The organism is Panacagrimonas perspica (assembly GCF_004364935.1).
Lineage (GTDB): Bacteria > Pseudomonadota > Gammaproteobacteria > Nevskiales > Nevskiaceae > Panacagrimonas > Panacagrimonas perspica.
This window is the reverse complement of sequence record NZ_SOBT01000008.1, coordinates 313,803-330,778: the sequence shown is the minus strand read 5'-3', so window position 1 is coordinate 330,778 and position 16,976 is coordinate 313,803. Positions and strand designations below refer to the sequence as shown.

16 protein-coding genes and 1 pseudogene are annotated in these 16,976 nt (G+C 66.4%); 13 read left to right on the top strand and 4 right to left on the bottom strand.

The window, feature by feature from the left end:
• The first annotated feature begins 82 nt into the window (after positions 1-82).
• Both DFR24_RS01575 and DFR24_RS01570 read left to right on the top strand, forming a co-directional pair.
• Complete coding sequence (locus DFR24_RS01575; protein ID WP_133879601.1) at positions 83-1,285, top strand: acyl-CoA dehydrogenase family protein; 1,203 nt, start codon at positions 83-85, stop codon at positions 1,283-1,285.
• A 128-nt stretch (positions 1,286-1,413) separates the two neighbouring features.
• Positions 1,414-2,253 (top strand): SDR family oxidoreductase, encoded by an 840-nt coding sequence (locus tag DFR24_RS01570; RefSeq protein WP_133879600.1) that lies wholly within the window; start codon positions 1,414-1,416, stop codon positions 2,251-2,253.
• An 83-nt stretch (positions 2,254-2,336) separates the two neighbouring features.
• On the opposite strand, the gene DFR24_RS01565 is transcribed toward DFR24_RS01570, so the two are convergent.
• Complete coding sequence (locus tag DFR24_RS01565; protein ID WP_162850971.1) at positions 2,337-3,005, bottom strand: GDSL-type esterase/lipase family protein; 669 nt, start codon at positions 3,003-3,005, stop codon at positions 2,337-2,339.
• 89 nt (positions 3,006-3,094) lie between these two features.
• Positions 3,095-4,306, bottom strand: coding sequence for a cytochrome P450 (locus tag DFR24_RS01560; RefSeq protein WP_133879598.1), 1,212 nt, complete (start codon positions 4,304-4,306; stop codon positions 3,095-3,097).
• 142 nt (positions 4,307-4,448) lie between these two features.
• On the opposite strand from DFR24_RS01560, the gene DFR24_RS01555 reads away from it, so the two are divergent.
• Both DFR24_RS01555 and DFR24_RS01550 read left to right on the top strand, forming a co-directional pair.
• Positions 4,449-5,453 (top strand): AraC family transcriptional regulator, encoded by a 1,005-nt coding sequence (locus DFR24_RS01555; RefSeq protein WP_162850970.1) that lies wholly within the window; start codon positions 4,449-4,451, stop codon positions 5,451-5,453.
• Positions 5,450-5,914: a GNAT family N-acetyltransferase gene (locus DFR24_RS01550; protein WP_133879596.1), complete on the top strand. Its 465-nt coding sequence runs from the start codon at positions 5,450-5,452 to the stop codon at positions 5,912-5,914. Before DFR24_RS01555 ends, DFR24_RS01550 begins: the two co-directional genes overlap by 4 nt.
• A gap of 73 nt (positions 5,915-5,987) precedes the next feature.
• On the opposite strand, the gene DFR24_RS01545 is transcribed toward DFR24_RS01550, so the two are convergent.
• Positions 5,988-6,353, bottom strand: coding sequence for an EthD domain-containing protein (locus tag DFR24_RS01545; protein WP_133879595.1), 366 nt, complete (start codon positions 6,351-6,353; stop codon positions 5,988-5,990).
• A 195-nt stretch (positions 6,354-6,548) separates the two neighbouring features.
• Here DFR24_RS01545 and DFR24_RS01540 point away from each other — a divergent pair, with 195 nt between their 5' ends.
• From DFR24_RS01540 to DFR24_RS25235, 8 genes and pseudogenes are all read left to right on the top strand, one after another.
• The gene (locus tag DFR24_RS01540; RefSeq protein WP_133879594.1) at positions 6,549-8,087 is read left to right on the top strand and encodes an amidase; all 1,539 of its coding nucleotides are present in this window, start codon (positions 6,549-6,551) and stop codon (positions 8,085-8,087) included.
• Positions 8,088-8,214: 127 nt separating this feature from the next.
• A complete protein-coding gene (locus tag DFR24_RS01535) occupies positions 8,215-9,657 on the top strand; it encodes a porin (protein ID WP_133879593.1) in 1,443 nt (480 codons plus the stop codon).
• A 22-nt stretch (positions 9,658-9,679) separates the two neighbouring features.
• Positions 9,680-10,336, top strand: a complete 657-nt coding sequence (locus tag DFR24_RS01530; protein ID WP_162850969.1) for a glutathione S-transferase N-terminal domain-containing protein — start codon at positions 9,680-9,682, stop codon at positions 10,334-10,336.
• A 147-nt stretch (positions 10,337-10,483) separates the two neighbouring features.
• On the top strand, positions 10,484-10,777 hold the full coding sequence (locus DFR24_RS01525; RefSeq protein WP_133879591.1) for a hypothetical protein: 294 nt from the start codon (positions 10,484-10,486) through the stop codon (positions 10,775-10,777).
• Complete coding sequence (locus tag DFR24_RS01520) at positions 10,774-11,364, top strand: HD domain-containing protein (protein WP_133879590.1); 591 nt, start codon at positions 10,774-10,776, stop codon at positions 11,362-11,364. The genes DFR24_RS01525 and DFR24_RS01520 overlap by 4 nt, the downstream gene beginning before the upstream one ends.
• Before the next feature lie 97 nt (positions 11,365-11,461).
• Positions 11,462-13,231 (top strand): acyl-CoA dehydrogenase, encoded by a 1,770-nt coding sequence (locus tag DFR24_RS01515; protein WP_133879589.1) that lies wholly within the window; start codon positions 11,462-11,464, stop codon positions 13,229-13,231.
• 62 nt (positions 13,232-13,293) lie between these two features.
• Positions 13,294-14,073: a crotonase/enoyl-CoA hydratase family protein gene (locus tag DFR24_RS01510; protein ID WP_133879588.1), complete on the top strand. Its 780-nt coding sequence runs from the start codon at positions 13,294-13,296 to the stop codon at positions 14,071-14,073.
• A 96-nt stretch (positions 14,074-14,169) separates the two neighbouring features.
• Positions 14,170-15,060 (top strand): annotated as a pseudogene (locus DFR24_RS25235) (NAD(P)-dependent oxidoreductase); the annotation flags it as partial.
• 21 nt (positions 15,061-15,081) lie between these two features.
• On the opposite strand, the gene DFR24_RS01500 reads toward DFR24_RS25235, so the two are convergent.
• Complete coding sequence (locus tag DFR24_RS01500) at positions 15,082-15,726, bottom strand: hypothetical protein (protein WP_133879586.1); 645 nt, start codon at positions 15,724-15,726, stop codon at positions 15,082-15,084.
• 183 nt (positions 15,727-15,909) lie between these two features.
• Between DFR24_RS01500 and DFR24_RS01495 the strand changes: the two genes are divergently transcribed.
• Positions 15,910-16,803, top strand: a complete 894-nt coding sequence (locus tag DFR24_RS01495) for a ketopantoate reductase family protein (RefSeq protein ID WP_133879585.1) — start codon at positions 15,910-15,912, stop codon at positions 16,801-16,803.
• Positions 16,804-16,976 lie beyond the last annotated feature (173 nt).

Below are 16,976 nucleotides of genomic sequence, written 5' to 3'. Positions count from 1 at the left end.
CTCTCTTTTTCCTTTGCGCCCTTTGCGTTGAAATGCTGTTCTCTCGCTGAAACTTCCCCACCCCATTTCGACACACCCGACCATGTCCGAACCTTCTTCCCGCCCCACCGTGATGCAGGCCTTCACCGGCCTGTCGCATGACGAGATGGACATCCTCGCGCAGGCCGATCGCTTCGCGCAGAAGGAGCTGTATCCGCTGTCGCAGCGCATGGACGACGACGAGTGGTGGCCCGACCAGGCGTTTCCGACGATCGGCTCCACCGGCTACTTCGGCATCACCGCGCCCGAGGCCTACGGCGGTTCGGGCATGGATGTGTTCACGTCCGGCCTGATCCTGCAGGCGTTCTCGCGCTGGAACCACGCGATGGCGCTGGCCTGGGTGGCGCACGAGAACCTGTGCCTGCACAACATCCTGCGCAACGCCAACGAGGCGCAGAAGCAGAAGTACGCGCCCGGCCTGTGCAAGGGCACGAGCATCGGCGCGCTGGGCCTGACCGAACCGGGCGCCGGCTCGGACGCACTGGGTTCGATGCGCACGACGGCGCGGCGCGAAGGCGGCCACTACATCCTCAACGGCAGCAAGATCTACATCACCAACGGCCCGGTCGCCGACGTGCTGCTGGTCTACGCCAAGACCGACAAGGACAAGGGCGCGCAAGGCATCAGCGCGTTTATCGTCGAGAAGGACTATCCCGGCTTCAAGGTTGCGCAGAAGCTGGTGAAGATGGGCTTTCGCGGATCGCAGACCGCCGAGCTCGTGTTCGAAGACTGCAAGGTGCCGGCGGAGAATCTCGTCGGCGCCGAGAACAACGGCGTCAAGGTCGTCATGTCGGGGCTCGATCTCGAACGCGCGATGATCTCGCCGATCTGCCTGGGCATCGCCGAGCGCGCGTTCACCCTGGCGCTCGACTACTCGCGTCAGCGCAAGCAGTTCAACCGCCCGATCAGCGATTTCCAGATGATCCAGGCCAAGCTCGCCGACATGTACACCTGGGTCGAGAGCATGCGCCTGTTCACGTACCAGACGCTGCGTGCGGCCAACGTCATCGGCGAAGACGACGGCGGTCGCGGCGAGATCCACAAGCTCACCGCCGCCGGCGTGCTCTACACCGCCGAGACGATGAACAAGGTGCTCAACGACGCGGTGCAGGTGCACGGCGGCACGGGATACATCTGGGAGAGCGAGATCAACCGGCTGTACCGCTCGATCAAGCTGCTGGAGATCGGTGCGGGGACCAGCGAGGTGCGCAAGATGATCATTGCGAAGGAACTGCTGTCGTCGTGACCCACGCGCAACACCGTAGCCCGGACGAAGTCCGGGATGAATTCGTTCACCGGCGCGGCGCATCCCGGACTTCGTCCGGGCCACGGCACCGCTGACGCCGCGCTACGCATCTCCTGTTCTCGAAGCCCATGTCCGAACTCCTCGAATCCCTCTGGCAGCACGACACCGCGTTCCGCTCCGATCTCTTCGCCGGAAAGGTCGCACTGGTCTGCGGCGGCGGCAGTGGCATCGGCCGCGCGACGGCCGTGCTGTTCGCGCGGCTCGGCGCCACTGTCGTCATCACCGGCCGTACGCAGGAGAAGCTCGACGCTGTCGTCGACTTCGCCGTAAAGAAAGGCGCGCGCATGCACGGCTTCGCGGCCCAGCTGCGCGAGCACGAGCAGGTCGTCACGCTGTTCGAGAAGATCGAAGCCGAGGTCGGCGTTCCGGATCTGCTGGTCAACAGCGCCGGCGGCCAGTTCCCGCAGGACGCCATCGACCTGTCGCCGAAGGGCTGGAACGCCGTCATCACGAACAACCTCAACAACACCTGGTTCGTCATGCAGCGCGCGGCGCAGCGCTGGCGCGACCTGAAGCGCGGCGGCTCCATCGTCAACGTCATCGTCGTGCTCGAACGCGGCATGCCGGGCGTGGCGCATACGCAGGCCGCGCGTGCCGGCATCGTCGGCGCGATGCGCACCGTCGCCGTCGAATGGGCGCCGCTCGGCATTCGCGTGAACTGCGTGGCACCGGGTCTTACCGCCAGCGAAGGGCTGGACGTCTATCCGCCCGAAGCCGTCGCCGAGTTTCCGCTGGCCAATCCGTTCAAGCGCCCCGGCACGCCGATGGAGATCGCGGAGTCCTGCGTGTTCCTGTCGGCGCCGGCCGCCAGCTTCATCACCGGGGAGACGCTGACGGTGGATGGCGGCGGGAAGCTCTGGGGCGAGCTGTGGCTGGCCGGACGCCCGGAGTGGTATCGCACGCCCTGAGGAAACATCACGGGGGCGATCGATGTCCCCCGCTCATCTCGAGCAGCCGCGCGCGACAGCGCACGGCATCTCGAGCCACCGCCTCAGCGCAGCGCCGCCTCGAATGAGCGCGTCGCAACCTCGCGCAACTGCTGATACCCCGCCGTCGACGGATGCACGCCGTCTTCCGTGAACGCCGGATCCATCGCACCGCCGGGTGCGAGCAGCACCGGGTAGTAGTCGGCGAGGATCAGGTCGGTCGATGCGGCGGTGGCGATCAGCCAGTCGCGCATCTCGGCGATGCGTGGCACCGCGTTGGAGATCGCCCGGTTCCACGGAAAGCCGGTGGTCGGCAGCGGCGTGCCCAGGATGATGCGCAGTCCGTGCGCGCGGCCGATGGCGATCATCGCGCTGACGTTGTTGCGAAAGGCCTCGAACGAGATCGGCCCGGTGTTGCCGGCGACGTCGTTGGTCCCTGCGAGCAGATGGACCGCGCGCGGCCGCAGCGCGACGACGTCCGCCATGAAGCGCAGCAGCATCTGCGGTGACGTCTGCCCGGTGATGCCGCGATTCAGCAGGCGCGTGCTCGACGTGGCGAAGAAGTCGGGGTCGGCCACGCTCCAGCCCTCGGTGATGGAGTCACCCAGCAGCACGACGTCGACCGGCTCGCCGCTGGCGAGCAGGCGCGCGTTCTCCTCATGGAAGCGCCAGAGATTCGGCCAGTCCCGATCGTCTTCCCACTCTTGTTCGCGCTCGTTTGCTTGCTCGGTCATCTCGATAGGTTCCCAGGGATCGCGGTATCTCGTGCCGCCTGCAGCCCGAGGGCCAGGACGGGCGGCGATGCTATCCCAACAGGGAGCCCTTACCAGACCAGCGGCAGATCCAGGATCTTCGCGACGGTGCCGCCGGCCACCGGAATGGCGGCCCCGGGCGCCACGGAAAAGTCCGGAATGCGCTTGAGCCATTCCTGCAGTCCGATCACCAGCTCGTTGCGCCCGAGCACCGCGCCCGGGCAGCGGTGCGGTCCGTTCCCGAACGTCAGCACCCTGTCGACGCGCCGGGTCCAGTCGACCTCCAGCGGCCGCTCGTAGATCGTCTCGTCGAGGTTGAAGAAGGCGGATGGGATGGCCACCATCTCGCCCTTGCGCAGGGCCACGCCGTGAAAGTCCATGTCGGCGCGGACCTGACGCACCATCGTCACCACCGGGAATCGGCGGACCAGCTCCATCGCTGCGGCGGGAATCAGCTCGGGATTCTCGACGAGCGCGCGACGGTGATCCGGGTTTCGCGCGAGGAACAGCATCACGAAGCTGAACAGCGACGACACCGTGTCGAGGCCGGCGCCGAGGATGTGGATCGACGCACCCAGCGCCTCGATGTCGGAGATCGGCCGCCCGCCGATGTCCGCGTTGGCGGCCCGGCTCAACAGGTCTTCACCGCCACGACCGCGACGCGCCTGCAGGTGTGGCTGCAGGTACGCGGCCAATCCGTTGATCGCCTCGACCCGTTGAGCCGGATCGGGAGCACGCGTCGCGATTTCCGCGAACGTGCCCAGCTTCTCGCGATCGGCGAGCGGCAGTTCGACCAGATCGAGGAAGACCGTCAGCGGAAGCACGTCCGCGAATTCGGCGATGTAGTTGCAGGCGCTGCGCCCGGCGAGTCCTTCGGCGAGATCGATCGCGAACTGGCGCACGAACGCGGTCTTCGAGCCGACGATCCGCGGCGAGAGTCCCATGTTCAGGAACGCGCGGAACGGCTGGTGTTCGGGAGGATCGAGCGTGAACGCTCCGATCGGCATCTGCTCCGGTGCAGCGGGCACGAAGTAATGGCGGGAGCTGAAGCGCTCGTGATCCGCGTAGAGATCGTGAACGTCCTGCCCGCGCACGGCGATCCAGTGCCCACCGTGGTGCGGCGACCAGACCAGCGGGTGCGGCGTGGCGCGCTGGAAATCGACGAACGCGCGGTGAAAGCCCTCGGCATCCGGGGTGGGGTTGTAGACGTCGAAGTCCACGACCAGGTGTCCGGGTATTCCGGCCGGTATGGCCATCGGCATGTCGCCCATTTCTCGCTCCATTTCTGTCTGTCCTGGCGTTTTGGATCTCCGGCTTCATCCGGAGTCCACGCGATCCCAGCATGTGCCCGCACGCGGTCCGCGACTTGTCCGAATGCGCTGCAAAGTTGTCAGAATGCGCAGCCCATCCAACGGACGATCTCGCGTGTCGGGAGCGCTGGTCAGAAGCATCATCCTCAGTGGCGCTGCGGAGAAGATCCGCGCGGCCGGCAAGCAGCCGGCGGCCGTCGCGCGCAAAGCAGGCATTCCTGCCTCCGCGCTCAAGGATCCGGACCTGCTCGTCAGCGGACGCGCCGTGATGCGCTTCTTCGAGCTGGCGGCGACGGCCTGCCGCCGTCGCAACTGGGGGCTGGAGATGTCGATCGACGCCCGCCTGGCCGCGGTCATCGGTCCGCTGTGGGTGCTGCTGCGCAACGCGCGCTCGGTACGCCAGTTCTGCGAAGACCTGGCACGTCACTACGATCTCTACAGCAGCGTCGCGCTCGTCAGTTTCGAGCCTTCGCGCGGCACTTCGCTGTTGGGATGGTCTCCGGCCTCCGGGCAGACCGACAGCGACGTGCAGATCGTCGAGTTCGCGCTGGGGGTCTTCATCAACGAGCTGCGCTCGCACGCCCTCGCCGCCTGGACGCCCGTCGCGACCTGGTTTCGCCACGACGCACCGCGCGATCTGCGACTGCATCGACGCATCTTCGGACCGCAACTGCGCTTCAACGGCAACTGCAATGCGATCGAGATCGACGACGCCATGCTCGACCGCCCGCTGCGCGGCGGCGCGACGCGCAACCGCGCGATGGTGCTCGACATGCTGCGGCTTGAGGAAGACGTGCCCGTCACGATGGTTCCGCTGCAAGTCGAGGGCATCGTGCGCGCGCTGTTGCCGTTCGCTCCGTGCAGCGCCAAGGAGGTGAGTCTCGCGATGGGGCTTCCGGTGCGCACGCTGCAAGCGCGCCTGAAGGCCTCGGGCCGCAGCCTGCGATCCATCAAGGAAGCGGTGCGTTGCGATCTTGCGGCCAAGTACCTGAGGCATTCGCAGATGAGCGCCACGCAGATCGCGGGCCTGCTCGGCTACGCGGAACTGGCCTCGTTCAGCCGCTCGTTCCGGCGGTGGAACGGGCGCAGCCTTCGCGTTGCGCGACAATCCCGCAAATGAACATCCGCGCCTACCTCGACACTGACCTTGCGGCCGTCGTGGAACTCTTCGCCGCGTCCATCCATGAACTCGCGGTTCACGATTACGACGCGGCGCAGCGCGCCGCGTGGGCTCCCGCCGCCCCTGACCTCGCCGAGTGGAGCCAGCGCTTGAGCGGGCAGACGACGCTCGTCGCAGACGCCGGAGCCGGCCTCGCCGGCTTCATCGCCTGTTCGCACGATGGGCACATCGACCTGCTCTACACCTCGCCCCGCCACGCGCGTCGCGGCGTCGCCTCCGCGCTGTACCGGGCCGCCGAGCAGCATCTACGCGGGATCGGCGTCACCGAATTCGTGACCGAGGCGAGCCTCGTCGCCGCGCCTTTCTTTGCGCGACAGGGATTCCGCGTGGAGGAAGAGCAGAGGGTCGTGCGACGGGACATCGAGTTCCGACGCTACCGGATGAAGAAGACGGCGCCGTAGCCCGGACGAAGTCCGGGGTTCCCCTCGAATACCAAGCGCACCCCGGACTTCGTCCGGGCTACGGGGGCCCTCCTTAGAAGATCGAATGCTCTTCGGTGATGAACAACCGCGACGTCGAGAACTCGATGAACGTCGATTCATCGTCGAGCAGGTCCTGCATCGCCTTGGCGCCTTCCGGCGTTCCGATCGCGGCCTTCAGCGTGTCGGCACTGTCCCACCACACTTCGGTGATGCCGTCGTACGGCGGCTGCATGCCGCGCGAGGCCTGCAGCAGGCCGTTGAGTTCCGGCTCCACGGTGTGGCTCTGGATGTACTTGAGCGCGCGCAACGCGGCCTTGCGCTCGCGCACCTTCGGGCCGTGCTTCTCGAGCCAGTACGTGTGGAAGCGCTCGGGGGTGACGTCGGGGCGGCGGGTCAGGCAGTAGACGAGCTTGATCATCGGATTTCTTCTCCAGCTTCGTTGCGTCGTCGGATCGCGGCGGGTCCGTGATCGTGGCGGGCCCGGGTCTTCGTGTCGATCCGGTTCGATCCCCCGGTCGCCTCGCCGTCGCAGGGTGCTCCGCGGGATCACCCGCCTTGCCCGGACCGGGGAGACTGGGCTAACAAGGAACCACAACAACCGGGAGATCCACCGATGAGCGTCCAGCAGCCCACGCACGAGCAGATGGCCGATATCGCCGAGCAGCTCGGCATGAGCCTGTCCCCGACCCAGATCGAGGAATACCTCGCGCTGATGGTCCCCACCGTGGCCGGCTACAACGCGCTGGACAAGCTGCCCGACGGACTCCCGCCGGTGAAATACCCGCGCACGCCGGGCTACATGCCCACGGCCGAGGAGAACCCTCTCAACGCCTGGTACTACAAGTCGAAGATCGAGGGCGCCAAGAACGGCAAGCTCAAGGGCAAGACGTTCGCGATCAAGGACAACATCTGCGTCGCCGGCGTGCCGATGATGAATGGCTCCACCACGTTGCAGGGCTACGTGCCCGACGTGGACGCCACCGTCGTCGAGCGCATCCTCGACGCCGGCGGCACGATCCTCGGCAAGTCGCACTGCGAGCTGTTCTGCTTCTCCGGCGGCAGCCACACCGGATCGCTGGGCCCGGTGCACAACCCGCGCAAGCACGGCTATTCGGCCGGTGGCTCGTCGTCGGGCAGCGGCGCGCTCGTCGCGTCGGGCGAAGTGGACATGTCCGTGGGCACCGACCAGGGCGGCTCGGTGCGCATGCCGGCCGCGTACTGCGGCATCGTCGGCATGAAGGCCACGCACGGCCTGGTGCCCTACACCGGCCTGATGCCGATCGAGGCCACGGTCGACCACTGCGGTCCGATCACGAAGAACGTCGCGGACAGCGCGCTGCTGCTCGAAGTCATCGCCGGCTACGACGGCCTCGATCCGCGCCAGATCAACGTCAAGACCGACAAGTACACGCAGGCGCTCGACGCCGGTGTGAAGGGCCTGAAGATCGGCATCGTCAAGGAAGGCTTCCTGCTGCCCAACGCCGAGTCCGACGTCAACGACCTGGTGCTCAAGGGCGCCGCACTGTTCAAGAAGCTGGGCGTGAAAGTCGACGAGATCTCGGTGCCGGTGCACGGCGGCGCGGCGCAGTCGGTCTGGAGCGCCATCGCGCACGAAGGCGCGATGATGCAGATGATGCACGGCAACGGTTTCGGCTTTAACTGGAAGGGGCTGTACCTGCCCGGCCTGATGAAGGCGCACGAGGGCTGGCGCAACCGCGCGGACGAGCTGTCGACGACGCTCAAGGTCACGATGCTGATGGGCCAGTTCATGCTCAACCAGCACCAGGGCCAGTACTACGCCAAGGCGCAGAACCTGGTGCGTCAGATGATCGCGGCCTACGACGCGGCGCTGAACGAATACGACCTGCTGCTGATGCCCACGGTGCCGATCAAGGCCAGCAAGATCCCCGGCGCGGACGCGAGCATCACCGAGAGCGTCGCGCGCGGCCTGGAGATGATCGGCAACACCGCGCCATTCGACGCCACCGGCCATCCGGCGATCGCCATTCCCTGCGGCTACAGCGACGGCCTGCCGGCCAGCATGATGCTGATCGGCAAGCACTGGCAGGAATCGACGATCTACCGCGCGGCGAGCGCCTTCGAGAAGGCCTTCGAGGGCAACGTCGCGCCGAAGAAAAAGTCGAAGAAGTAATCCGCGGCACCACCGCCATACCGCGCGACCGGCTGGCTACCGGTCGCGATTTTTCGTGACTGCCGATCGAGTTGCCGCAGACCGTTTCGCAGGCAGCCAGCAGGCGACACCCTGAGGAGAAACAACCGTGCGGCTTTTCTTCGACGCAGACCGCGGCGACAGCCCGCCTGCCCCTTCCGCCCGCCGCATGCCCGCGCTGATGCTGGCGCTGGCCGGTGCGTGGATGCCTTTCGACAGCTTCGCCGAGACTCCGGAGGGCGGCGTTCCGCCCGGCACGAACGCCGAAGACGTCGCGGCGGTGGAAAAGGCACCGGCCAATCCGCCTGAGGCCGCGGCGCCCGCCTCTCCGTACGGCAGCCTGAAGTGGGACTACAGCCCGCTCGGTGTCTACGGTCCGACGTTCACGAGCCCGGACCAGCAGAACCGTCTGACGATGGGATTGTTCGTCTGGTTCGACAACAGCTTCGTGCTCGACGACAAGGAGTTCGCGGAAGCGCTCGGTCGCGACGAGATCGACGGCGAGAGCCGCATCGCCACCGCACGCCTGGAATTCAACGGCAGCTACACCGAGGACTACTGGTACTACTTCCGCGTCGACTTCCAGGACAACGGCAGCGGCAGCGGCGACTCGGCCGTGGAATGGGCGGCGCTGGGCTTCAACAATCTTCCGGTCGTGCAGAACCTGCTCGTGGGCCTGCAGATGCCCACCTACGGGCTCGACGTGTGGGCGAACTATCCGCGTCACCGCCTGATGCTCGAACCCTCACTGGTCAACGCGTTCTTCCACGGGCCGCTGCTGGGCATCACGGCCTTCGACGTGGATATGGAACACAAGCTGAGCTGGGCGCTGGGCATCGCGCGCGACACCACCGAGGAAGCCGGCACCGGGCTGCAGGCGGTGGACAAGGGCGAAGACGACTACATCGTGCACGGCCGCTTCTCGTTCCTGCCCAGCTACAGCGAACTCGGCCGTCACATGATCCACCTCGGTGTCTCCGGCGCGCTGATCAAGCCGCAGGACGAGACGCTGGTCTGGGGCATCTGGCCCGAGGTCTACACCGACGACGTCGAGCTGTATCCGCTGGCGATCATCGACAACGCCAAGAAGGCGATGCTCGGCGTGCTGGAGTTCCGCTATGTCGAAGGCCCGTTCTGGATGCAGTCGGATTACTTCTACAACAAGACCCAGCGCGACACGGCCGATGATCTGACGTTCAGCGCGTTCTATGTCGAGGCGGGATATTTCCTGACCGGACACCAGACGCTGTTCAACCCGCTGGCGCTCAACGGCCAGGTGCTGCCGGTGCCGGTCACCAACCGCAAGCTCGGAAAATGGGGCGCGTGGGAGATCCAGGCACGCTACTCGCAGCTCGATCTGCGTTCGAAGGAATTCCAGGGCGGCGCCACCGCGCTCGGCGACGGTGCCGAGGTGACCAACTACACGCTGGGGCTGAACTGGTTCCTGAACCAGCACATCAAGATCGGCATCAACTACGTGCACTCGGTGCGCGAAGATCTCGACGACGCCAAATTCGATGTCATCCAGACGCGCCTCGCCTGGACGCTGTAAGCCAACTCACGAGGACCCGCACATGAAACTCGTCAACTCCACGCCCAGCGCCTTCGGCCGCAAGGTCGCCATCGCGATGAAGGAAAAGAAGATCCCGTTCGAGACGGTGTTCGACGTCCCCTGGAACGACAAGTCGATCGTGCCCAGCTACAGCCCGCTGCAGCAGCTCCCGATCCTGGTCACCGACCAGGGCGAAAACATCTACGACTCGATGTTCATCTGCGAATGGCTGGAGCGTAAGCACCCCAACCCGCCGCTGCTGCCGAGTGATGTCGACGGCATTCTCGCGGCCAGGCGCCTGCAGCTGCTCGGCGAGCGGCTGATGGAGATCACGGTGCTGATCGTGTTCGAAGAGCAGCGCGAGCACCCGAGCCCGGCGTGGACCGAGCGGCAGACGCGCAAGGTCGGCGGCGGCATCGCGGAGATCGCCAAGCTGGTCGGCAACCGCGTTCCGAAGGTAGGCGAACCCATCACCTACGCCGACATCGCCGCTGCCGCCGCGCTGACCTGGTTCGACTTCATGCTCGGCAACGGGCTGTTCGCGAAAGTCGAGGAAGCGCGCTGGCGGCAGAAGTATCCGAATCTGGTCGCGTACGTCGACGCGCTGGAAGCACGGCCCTCGTTCCGTGAGACGCGGCCGGAGATGTTCGTCGTCGACCTGCCGGCCGTCGTGCACTGAGGCACTCTGTCCTCCTCAAAATCATTCAACGCAAAGGCGCAAAGGTCGCAAAGAAAAACAAAAAGACAGGCGGGAAAACATCCGATTCTTTTCGCTTTGCGTCCTTTGCGCCTCTGCGTTGAAGCTTTTCCTCCAAGGAGATCCCGTATGACCATCGACGAGCAGCTGACCAGCCACTCGTTCTTCGCGGACGAGAAGAACTTCTGCGACCTGTTCCGCAAGATGCGCACCGCGACCGCGGACGTCGAGATCGGCGGCAAGCAGATCAAGGCCGGGGATCGTGTCGTCTGCTGGACAGCGTCGGCGAATCGCGACGAGCATGCCGGGGCGGTTGAGGAAGAGAGCGAAAGCTCAGCCGCGGGAACACGCGGCGTAATTCATTTGTCCCTCACCCCGCGAAGCCGGGAGAGGGAGACCATCAACATCGAGGCACAGCCATGAACGACACCACCCTTCCCCGCGCCACGTTCGCGTCGATCGCCGACTCGACCGTGCAGGACTGGGCGGCGATCAAGGGCCATTACGTTCCGTTCGCGCAGGGCCTCGCGGACCGGGTGCTGGCTCATCTGCGCCTGCTGGACGGCGATCACGGCGGCTTTCCGATCGATCGACTGCAGCATTGCCTGCAAACCGCCACACTGGCCCAGGAGGCCGGCGAGAACGAGGAATACCTCGTGTGCGCCTTGCTGCACGACATCGGCGACACCTTGGGGCCGTACAACCACGCGGACGTCGCGGCCGTCATGCTCAAGCCGTTCGTCACGCCGGAACATCACTGGATGGTCGAGAAGCACGGCATCTTCCAGGGCTATTACTTCTTCCATCACCTGGGCATGGACCGCAACCTGCGCGAGAACTTCCGCCAGCATCCCGGTTACGACATGACGGCGAAGTTCTGCGAGCGCTACGACGGACCCGCCTTCGATGCCGCGGCGCCGACGCTGCCGCTGAGCCACTTCGAGCCGATGGTGCGTCGCGTGCTGGCGCGGCCGCGCGAGACGCTGTACGTCGGGATCACCGAGACGTGATCGGCGACGTCCCACCCCGGACTTCGTCCGGGCTACAACCGCTCGCGTAGCCCGGACGAAGTTCGGGATTCCCCTCCGATACCGCAAGGACCGTTGCATGAGCACGTCGCTGATCGTCCGCCGCGACCTCGATTTCCTGTTGCACGACTGGCTGAAGATCGAATCGCTGGCGGCGCAGCAGCGCCACGCCGATCTGACGCGTGAATCCGTCGATGCGATGCTGGACCTGTCGGAAAAACTCGCGCGCGAACATTTCCTGACGCACTACAAGCGCGCCGACGTCGAAGAGCCGCGACTGGACGCCGACGGCGTGCACATCTGCCCCGAGGTGACGCAGGCGCTGCGCCAGTACGCGGAAGTGGGACTTTTCTCCGCGGGCTTTTCGCCGGACCTCGGTGGTTCGGGCCTGCCCTACCTGCTGACTTCCGCCTCGTTCGCGTATTTCGCGGCGGCCAACGTCGCAACCTCGGGCTACGCGATGCTGACGGTGGCCAACGCGCGCCTGATCGTGAGCTTCGGTTCGTCCGCGCAGATCGAGACCTTCGCCAGGCCGCAGATCGACGGCCGCTGGTTCGGGACGATGTGCCTGTCCGAACCGCAGGCCGGTTCGAGCCTGGGCGACGTGCGCACGCGTGCCGAGCCCGCGGGAGCCGATGAACTGGGCGAGCGCTACCGGCTGACCGGCAACAAGATGTGGATCTCGGGTGGCGACCAGGACGCCAGCGAGAACATCGTCCATCTCGTGCTCGCGAAAGTCCCCGGTGCGGACGGGCGGCTGCCCGAGGGCACCGCGGGGCTGTCGCTGTTCATCGTGCCCAAGATCCTGCCCGACGGATCGCGCAACGATGTGGGCGTCGCCGGCCTCAACCACAAGATGGGCTATCGCGGCACTGCCAACTGCCTGCTCAATTTCGGCGAGCACGGTGGCGCCATCGGCTGGAGAGTCGGCCAGCCCGGGCTCGGCCTGATGCAGATGTTCCAGATGATGAACGAGGCGCGCATCGGCGTCGGCCTGGGCGCGGCGGCGCTGGGCTATCGCGGCCACCGGCTGTCGGTGACGTATGCGCGCGAGCGCCTGCAGGGCCGCGCCATCGGCGTGCGCACCGGCGCACCGGTGCCCTTGATCGAACACGCGGACGTCAAGCGCATGCTGCTCGCGCAGAAAGCCTACGCGGAAGGTGCATTGGCGCTGTGCCTGTACTGCGCGAAGCTCGTCGACGAGGAAGGCAATGCCGGCAGCGCCGAACTGCTGGGCCTGCTGACACCGGTCGCCAAGACCTGGCCTTCGGAGTACGGCCTGGCCGCCAACGACATCGCGATCCAGATCCACGGCGGCTACGGCTACACGCGCGATTTCGACGTGGAGCAACTGCTGCGCGACAACCGCCTCAACCCGATCCACGAAGGCACGACCGGCATCCAGGCGATCGACCTGCTCGGACGCAAGATCCTGCGCGACAGCGGACGTGGCATGGCCGAACTCGGCCGGCGGATGATCGACACCACGGCGCGATCGCAGGGCGTGCCCGAGTTCGCACCGCACGCCGCCGCGCTCAAGCGTGCCGTCACGCAGATCAACGATTCGCTGGCCCCGCTGCGACAGCAAGTGGCCAACGCCGCCTTCGACAACGCCACGCCGTTCCTGTGGGCGTTCGGGCATGTCGTCGTCGCGTGGCTGTGGCTGGAGCAGGCCGTGGCCGCGCGGTCGCTGGATGTGAAGACGACGGACGAACGTACGTTCATCGACGGCAAGCTGCGCGCCTGCCGCTATTTCTTCGAATGCGAGTTGCCGAAGATCGATGCGTGGCTCGGCGTCGTGGCGTCGCGTACCGATGTGGCGTCCGGCGCGCCGCCGGAGATCTTCTGAACGTAGCCCGGGAGGCGCTTTCATCTGCTCTACTTCGACCATCACCTCTTTCGAGTCCTGTCATGTCGCACATCAAGATCACCATCGCCGACCACATCCTCGACATCCATGTCGATCGCGCGGAGAAGCTCAACGCCCTTTCGCCGGAGATGTACCGCGACATCGGGCTCGCGCTCGGACAGCTCGATCGCGATCCGGAGCTGCGCGTCGGCCTGCTGCATGCGTCGGGCAAGCATTTCTCCTCGGGCATCGAGCTGGACAAGTGGGCGCCGATCTTCGCGTCGGGCGACAAGTTCCCGGTATTCGAAGGCGCGATCGATCCGTTCGGGCTGACGTCGCCGCGCTGCCGCAAGCCTCTGGTGATGGCCGTGCAGGGCTACTGCTACACCTGGGGTGTGGAGGTGATGCTCGCCACCGACGTGCGCGTCGCGGCGGACGACACCAAGTTCGCGATGCTCGAGGTCAAGCGCGGCATCTATCCCTGCGGCGGCGCGACGATCCGGCTGCCGCAGCAGATGGGCTGGGGCAACGCGCAGCGCTACCTGCTCACCGGCGACGCATGGACCGCCGCCGAGGCGCACCGGCTGGGCCTGGTGCAGGAAGTCGTTCCTGCCGGAGAGCAGTACCGCGTGGCGCGCGAGATCGCGGTGAAGATCGCCAAGGCGGCGCCGCTGGGCGTGCAGTCTGTGCTCAAGTCGACGCGCATGGCCGTCACCGAAGGACAGGACGTGGCGATCGGACACCTGTTCGACGACATGCCGGGCCTGATGCGCAGCGAGGACGCCAAGGAAGGCGTGATGTCGTTCATGGAGCGTCGCGAGGCGCGCTTCCAGGGCCGTTAGTACCCGTAGCCCGGACGAAGTCCGGGATCGCGCCCCTTATTCAAGCGAAATCCCGGACTTCGTCCGGGCTACGGTAGAGATCCTCATCCGGAGAACGCAACGATGAAACTCGCTTTCCTCGGCCTCGGCGCCATGGGCCAGGCCGTCGCCGCCAATCTGCTCAAGGCCGGACATCAGGTGTCGGCCTGGAATCGCACGGCTACCGCCGGCGACGCACTCGCGGCGCAAGGCGCCCGCATCGCAGCGAACCCTGCGGACGCCTGCGCGGACGCCGACGTGCTGTTCAGCATGTTCGCCGACGATCCTTCGCTGCGCGCCGTGCTGATCGAATCCGGATTGCTGGCGACGCTGCGCGAACCGCTGGTGCACGTGAACCTGGCGACGATCTCGGTCGTGCTCGCCGACGAGCTCGCCGCACTGCATGCCGCCACCGGCGTGGCCTACCTGTCGGCTCCCGTCGTCGGACGCCCGCATGTGGCCGCAGCCGCCGCGCTGCAGATCCTGGCCGCGGGTCCGGCGGCAGCACTCGATCGCGTGCAACCGCTGCTCGACGTCATCGGCAAGAAGACCTGGCGGCTCGGCGATCGGGCATCGCAGGCCAACGTCATGAAGCTGGCCGTGAACTTCATGCTGGTGTCGGCGATCGAGACGATGGGCGAGGCCGCGGCGCTGGTGGACGCGCATGGCGTCTCGCCGTCGACGCTGATCGAGCTGGTGTCCTCCAGCATCTTCCCGGGGCCGGTCTACCAGGGTTACGGCAGCAACATCGCCGAGCAGCGCTACGAGCCCGCGGGCTTCAAGGCGCGTCTGGGCCTGAAGGATGTGCGGCTGATCCTGGCTGCCGCCGAGAGCGAATCCGTTCCGCTGCCGATCGCGAGCCTGGTGCGCGACAGCCTGCTGGATGCGCTCGCTCATGGCGACGGCGACAAGGACTGGTCGGTGCTGGCCCAGGGCGCGCTGCGCCGCGCGGGCCGCGTTCCCGGCTGATCGTCCCGCTGGCTGCGGGCTTCAGCAGCCCACGTAGTAGTCGTACGTGGAACTCTCGTCGCTGGCGCGTGTACGCCCGCTGACGGCGGTGCAGCCTTTCGAGACGAACGCGCTGGAGTGGTTGTTGGCGTCCTTGGTATAGAACGGATCGCCGCGACCGCTCTGGCGCACGGCGGCGAAGAAGTTGAACAGCGGCTGCCCGTTCTCGAGGCTGACGTTGCCCGCGCTATCCCAGTTGTAACGGCCCGGCACCACGGCCCCGACGGTCTGCAGTCGTTTGACGTCGAAGGGATGCAGCTCGCGTCCGTTGACGAAGACGCCGGTGAGGCGTCCGTCGCCGCCACCCGAGGCCTGTGCGGGCAGCGCACCGCCCAGCGCAAGACCCGGCGCGATCACCGCGGCGACCGGCCCGCCCCACAGGCCGGCGGCGCCGGTCCTGCCGTCGTACCAGTAACGGCCATCGGGCACCGGGCCGACCTGCTGCTCGATCGACTGGATGATCTTCAGGCCGGCCGCATCGAGCGGCCGTCCGTTGAACTCGATCTTTCGGTCCGCGGCTTGAGGCCCCGCGGCGCGGGCTTCGATATGCATCGCCGCGGCGGCGACGAACACCAGGAACAGACCGAAGACGGCGGGCATCAGGCGGGCGGACGAGAAAGCGGGCATGACGATCATCTGCGGTGGTGGCCTGTCCGCAGTCTGCTCAATCGCGCTTCGAAACACAGGAGCCCGCGTCGATCCGACTGCGACGTCCGTCTCCTTCGCAGCGTATCCCCACTCCGCTCATCCCGGCCCGGAGTTCCGGCCTCGAACCCGCACCCGGCACCGGCACGCCGCTAAGATCCCCGCATGAACATCCTGGTGATGGGTGCCGGCGCGGTCGGCTGCTACTACGGGGCGATGCTGGCGCGTGCGGGTCACGCGGTGACGCTGGTGGCGCGGGCGCGGCACGTCGATGCGATCCGTCGCGAAGGCCTGCTGTTCGAGTCCGCCGCGTTCACCGGTCGCATCCCGATCGGCGCGAGCACGACACCCGAAGCGGCGCGCGATGCGGATCTCGTCCTGTTCTGCGTGAAGTCGGGCGACACCGAGAGCGCCGGCGAAATGCTGCTGCCGTTCCTGCACGACAAGGCCTGCGTGCTGAGCCTGCAGAACGGCGTCGACAACGCGGAACGCCTGTCGAAGGTTCTCTGCCGCAACGTGATTCCCGCAATCGTCTATCTCGCCGTCGGCATGCCCGGCGATGGTCACCTGCGTCACCACGGGCGCGGCGAACTCGTCATCGGCCGCTTCGACGACGCGGCGCGGATCGCGGCCGTGCTCGATGCCGCGAAGATTCCGACGCAGGTGTCCGACGACGTCGTGCCGGCCCTGTGGGACAAGCTGATCATCAACTGCGCGTTCAATGCGATGTCGGCGATTCCGCAGATTCCCTACGGCAAGCTCGTGGCGTCGGAGGGTGTCGTTGCCGTGATGCACGACGTCATCCGCGAGTGCCTGGCCGTGGCACGCGCGGCGGGCGTCGCCGGGCTTTCCGATCCCTATCTCGCCGTGAACCGGATCGCGGGATCGATGGCGACGCAACGTTCGTCGACGGCGCAGGATCTGGCGGCGGGGAAGCCGACGGAGATCGATCATTTGAATGGTTATGTCGTGCGCCTCGGGGAGACGTACGGCGTCGCTACGCCGGTCAACGGGGCGTTGCGGACGTTGGTGCATTTGATGGAATTGCGTTCGACGTAGCGAGCGTAGCCCGGACGAAGTCCGGGATTGCGCTTTCAATTCGAGCGACGACCCCGGACTTCGTCCGGGCTACGGTGCCGGACATCTCCCTCCACGTGATCCGGCCGTCACGTACGATTCCGGCCGACATCGTCGTCTTTCATCTGCGAAGCGCGCCGACGCGCGCTTGCCAA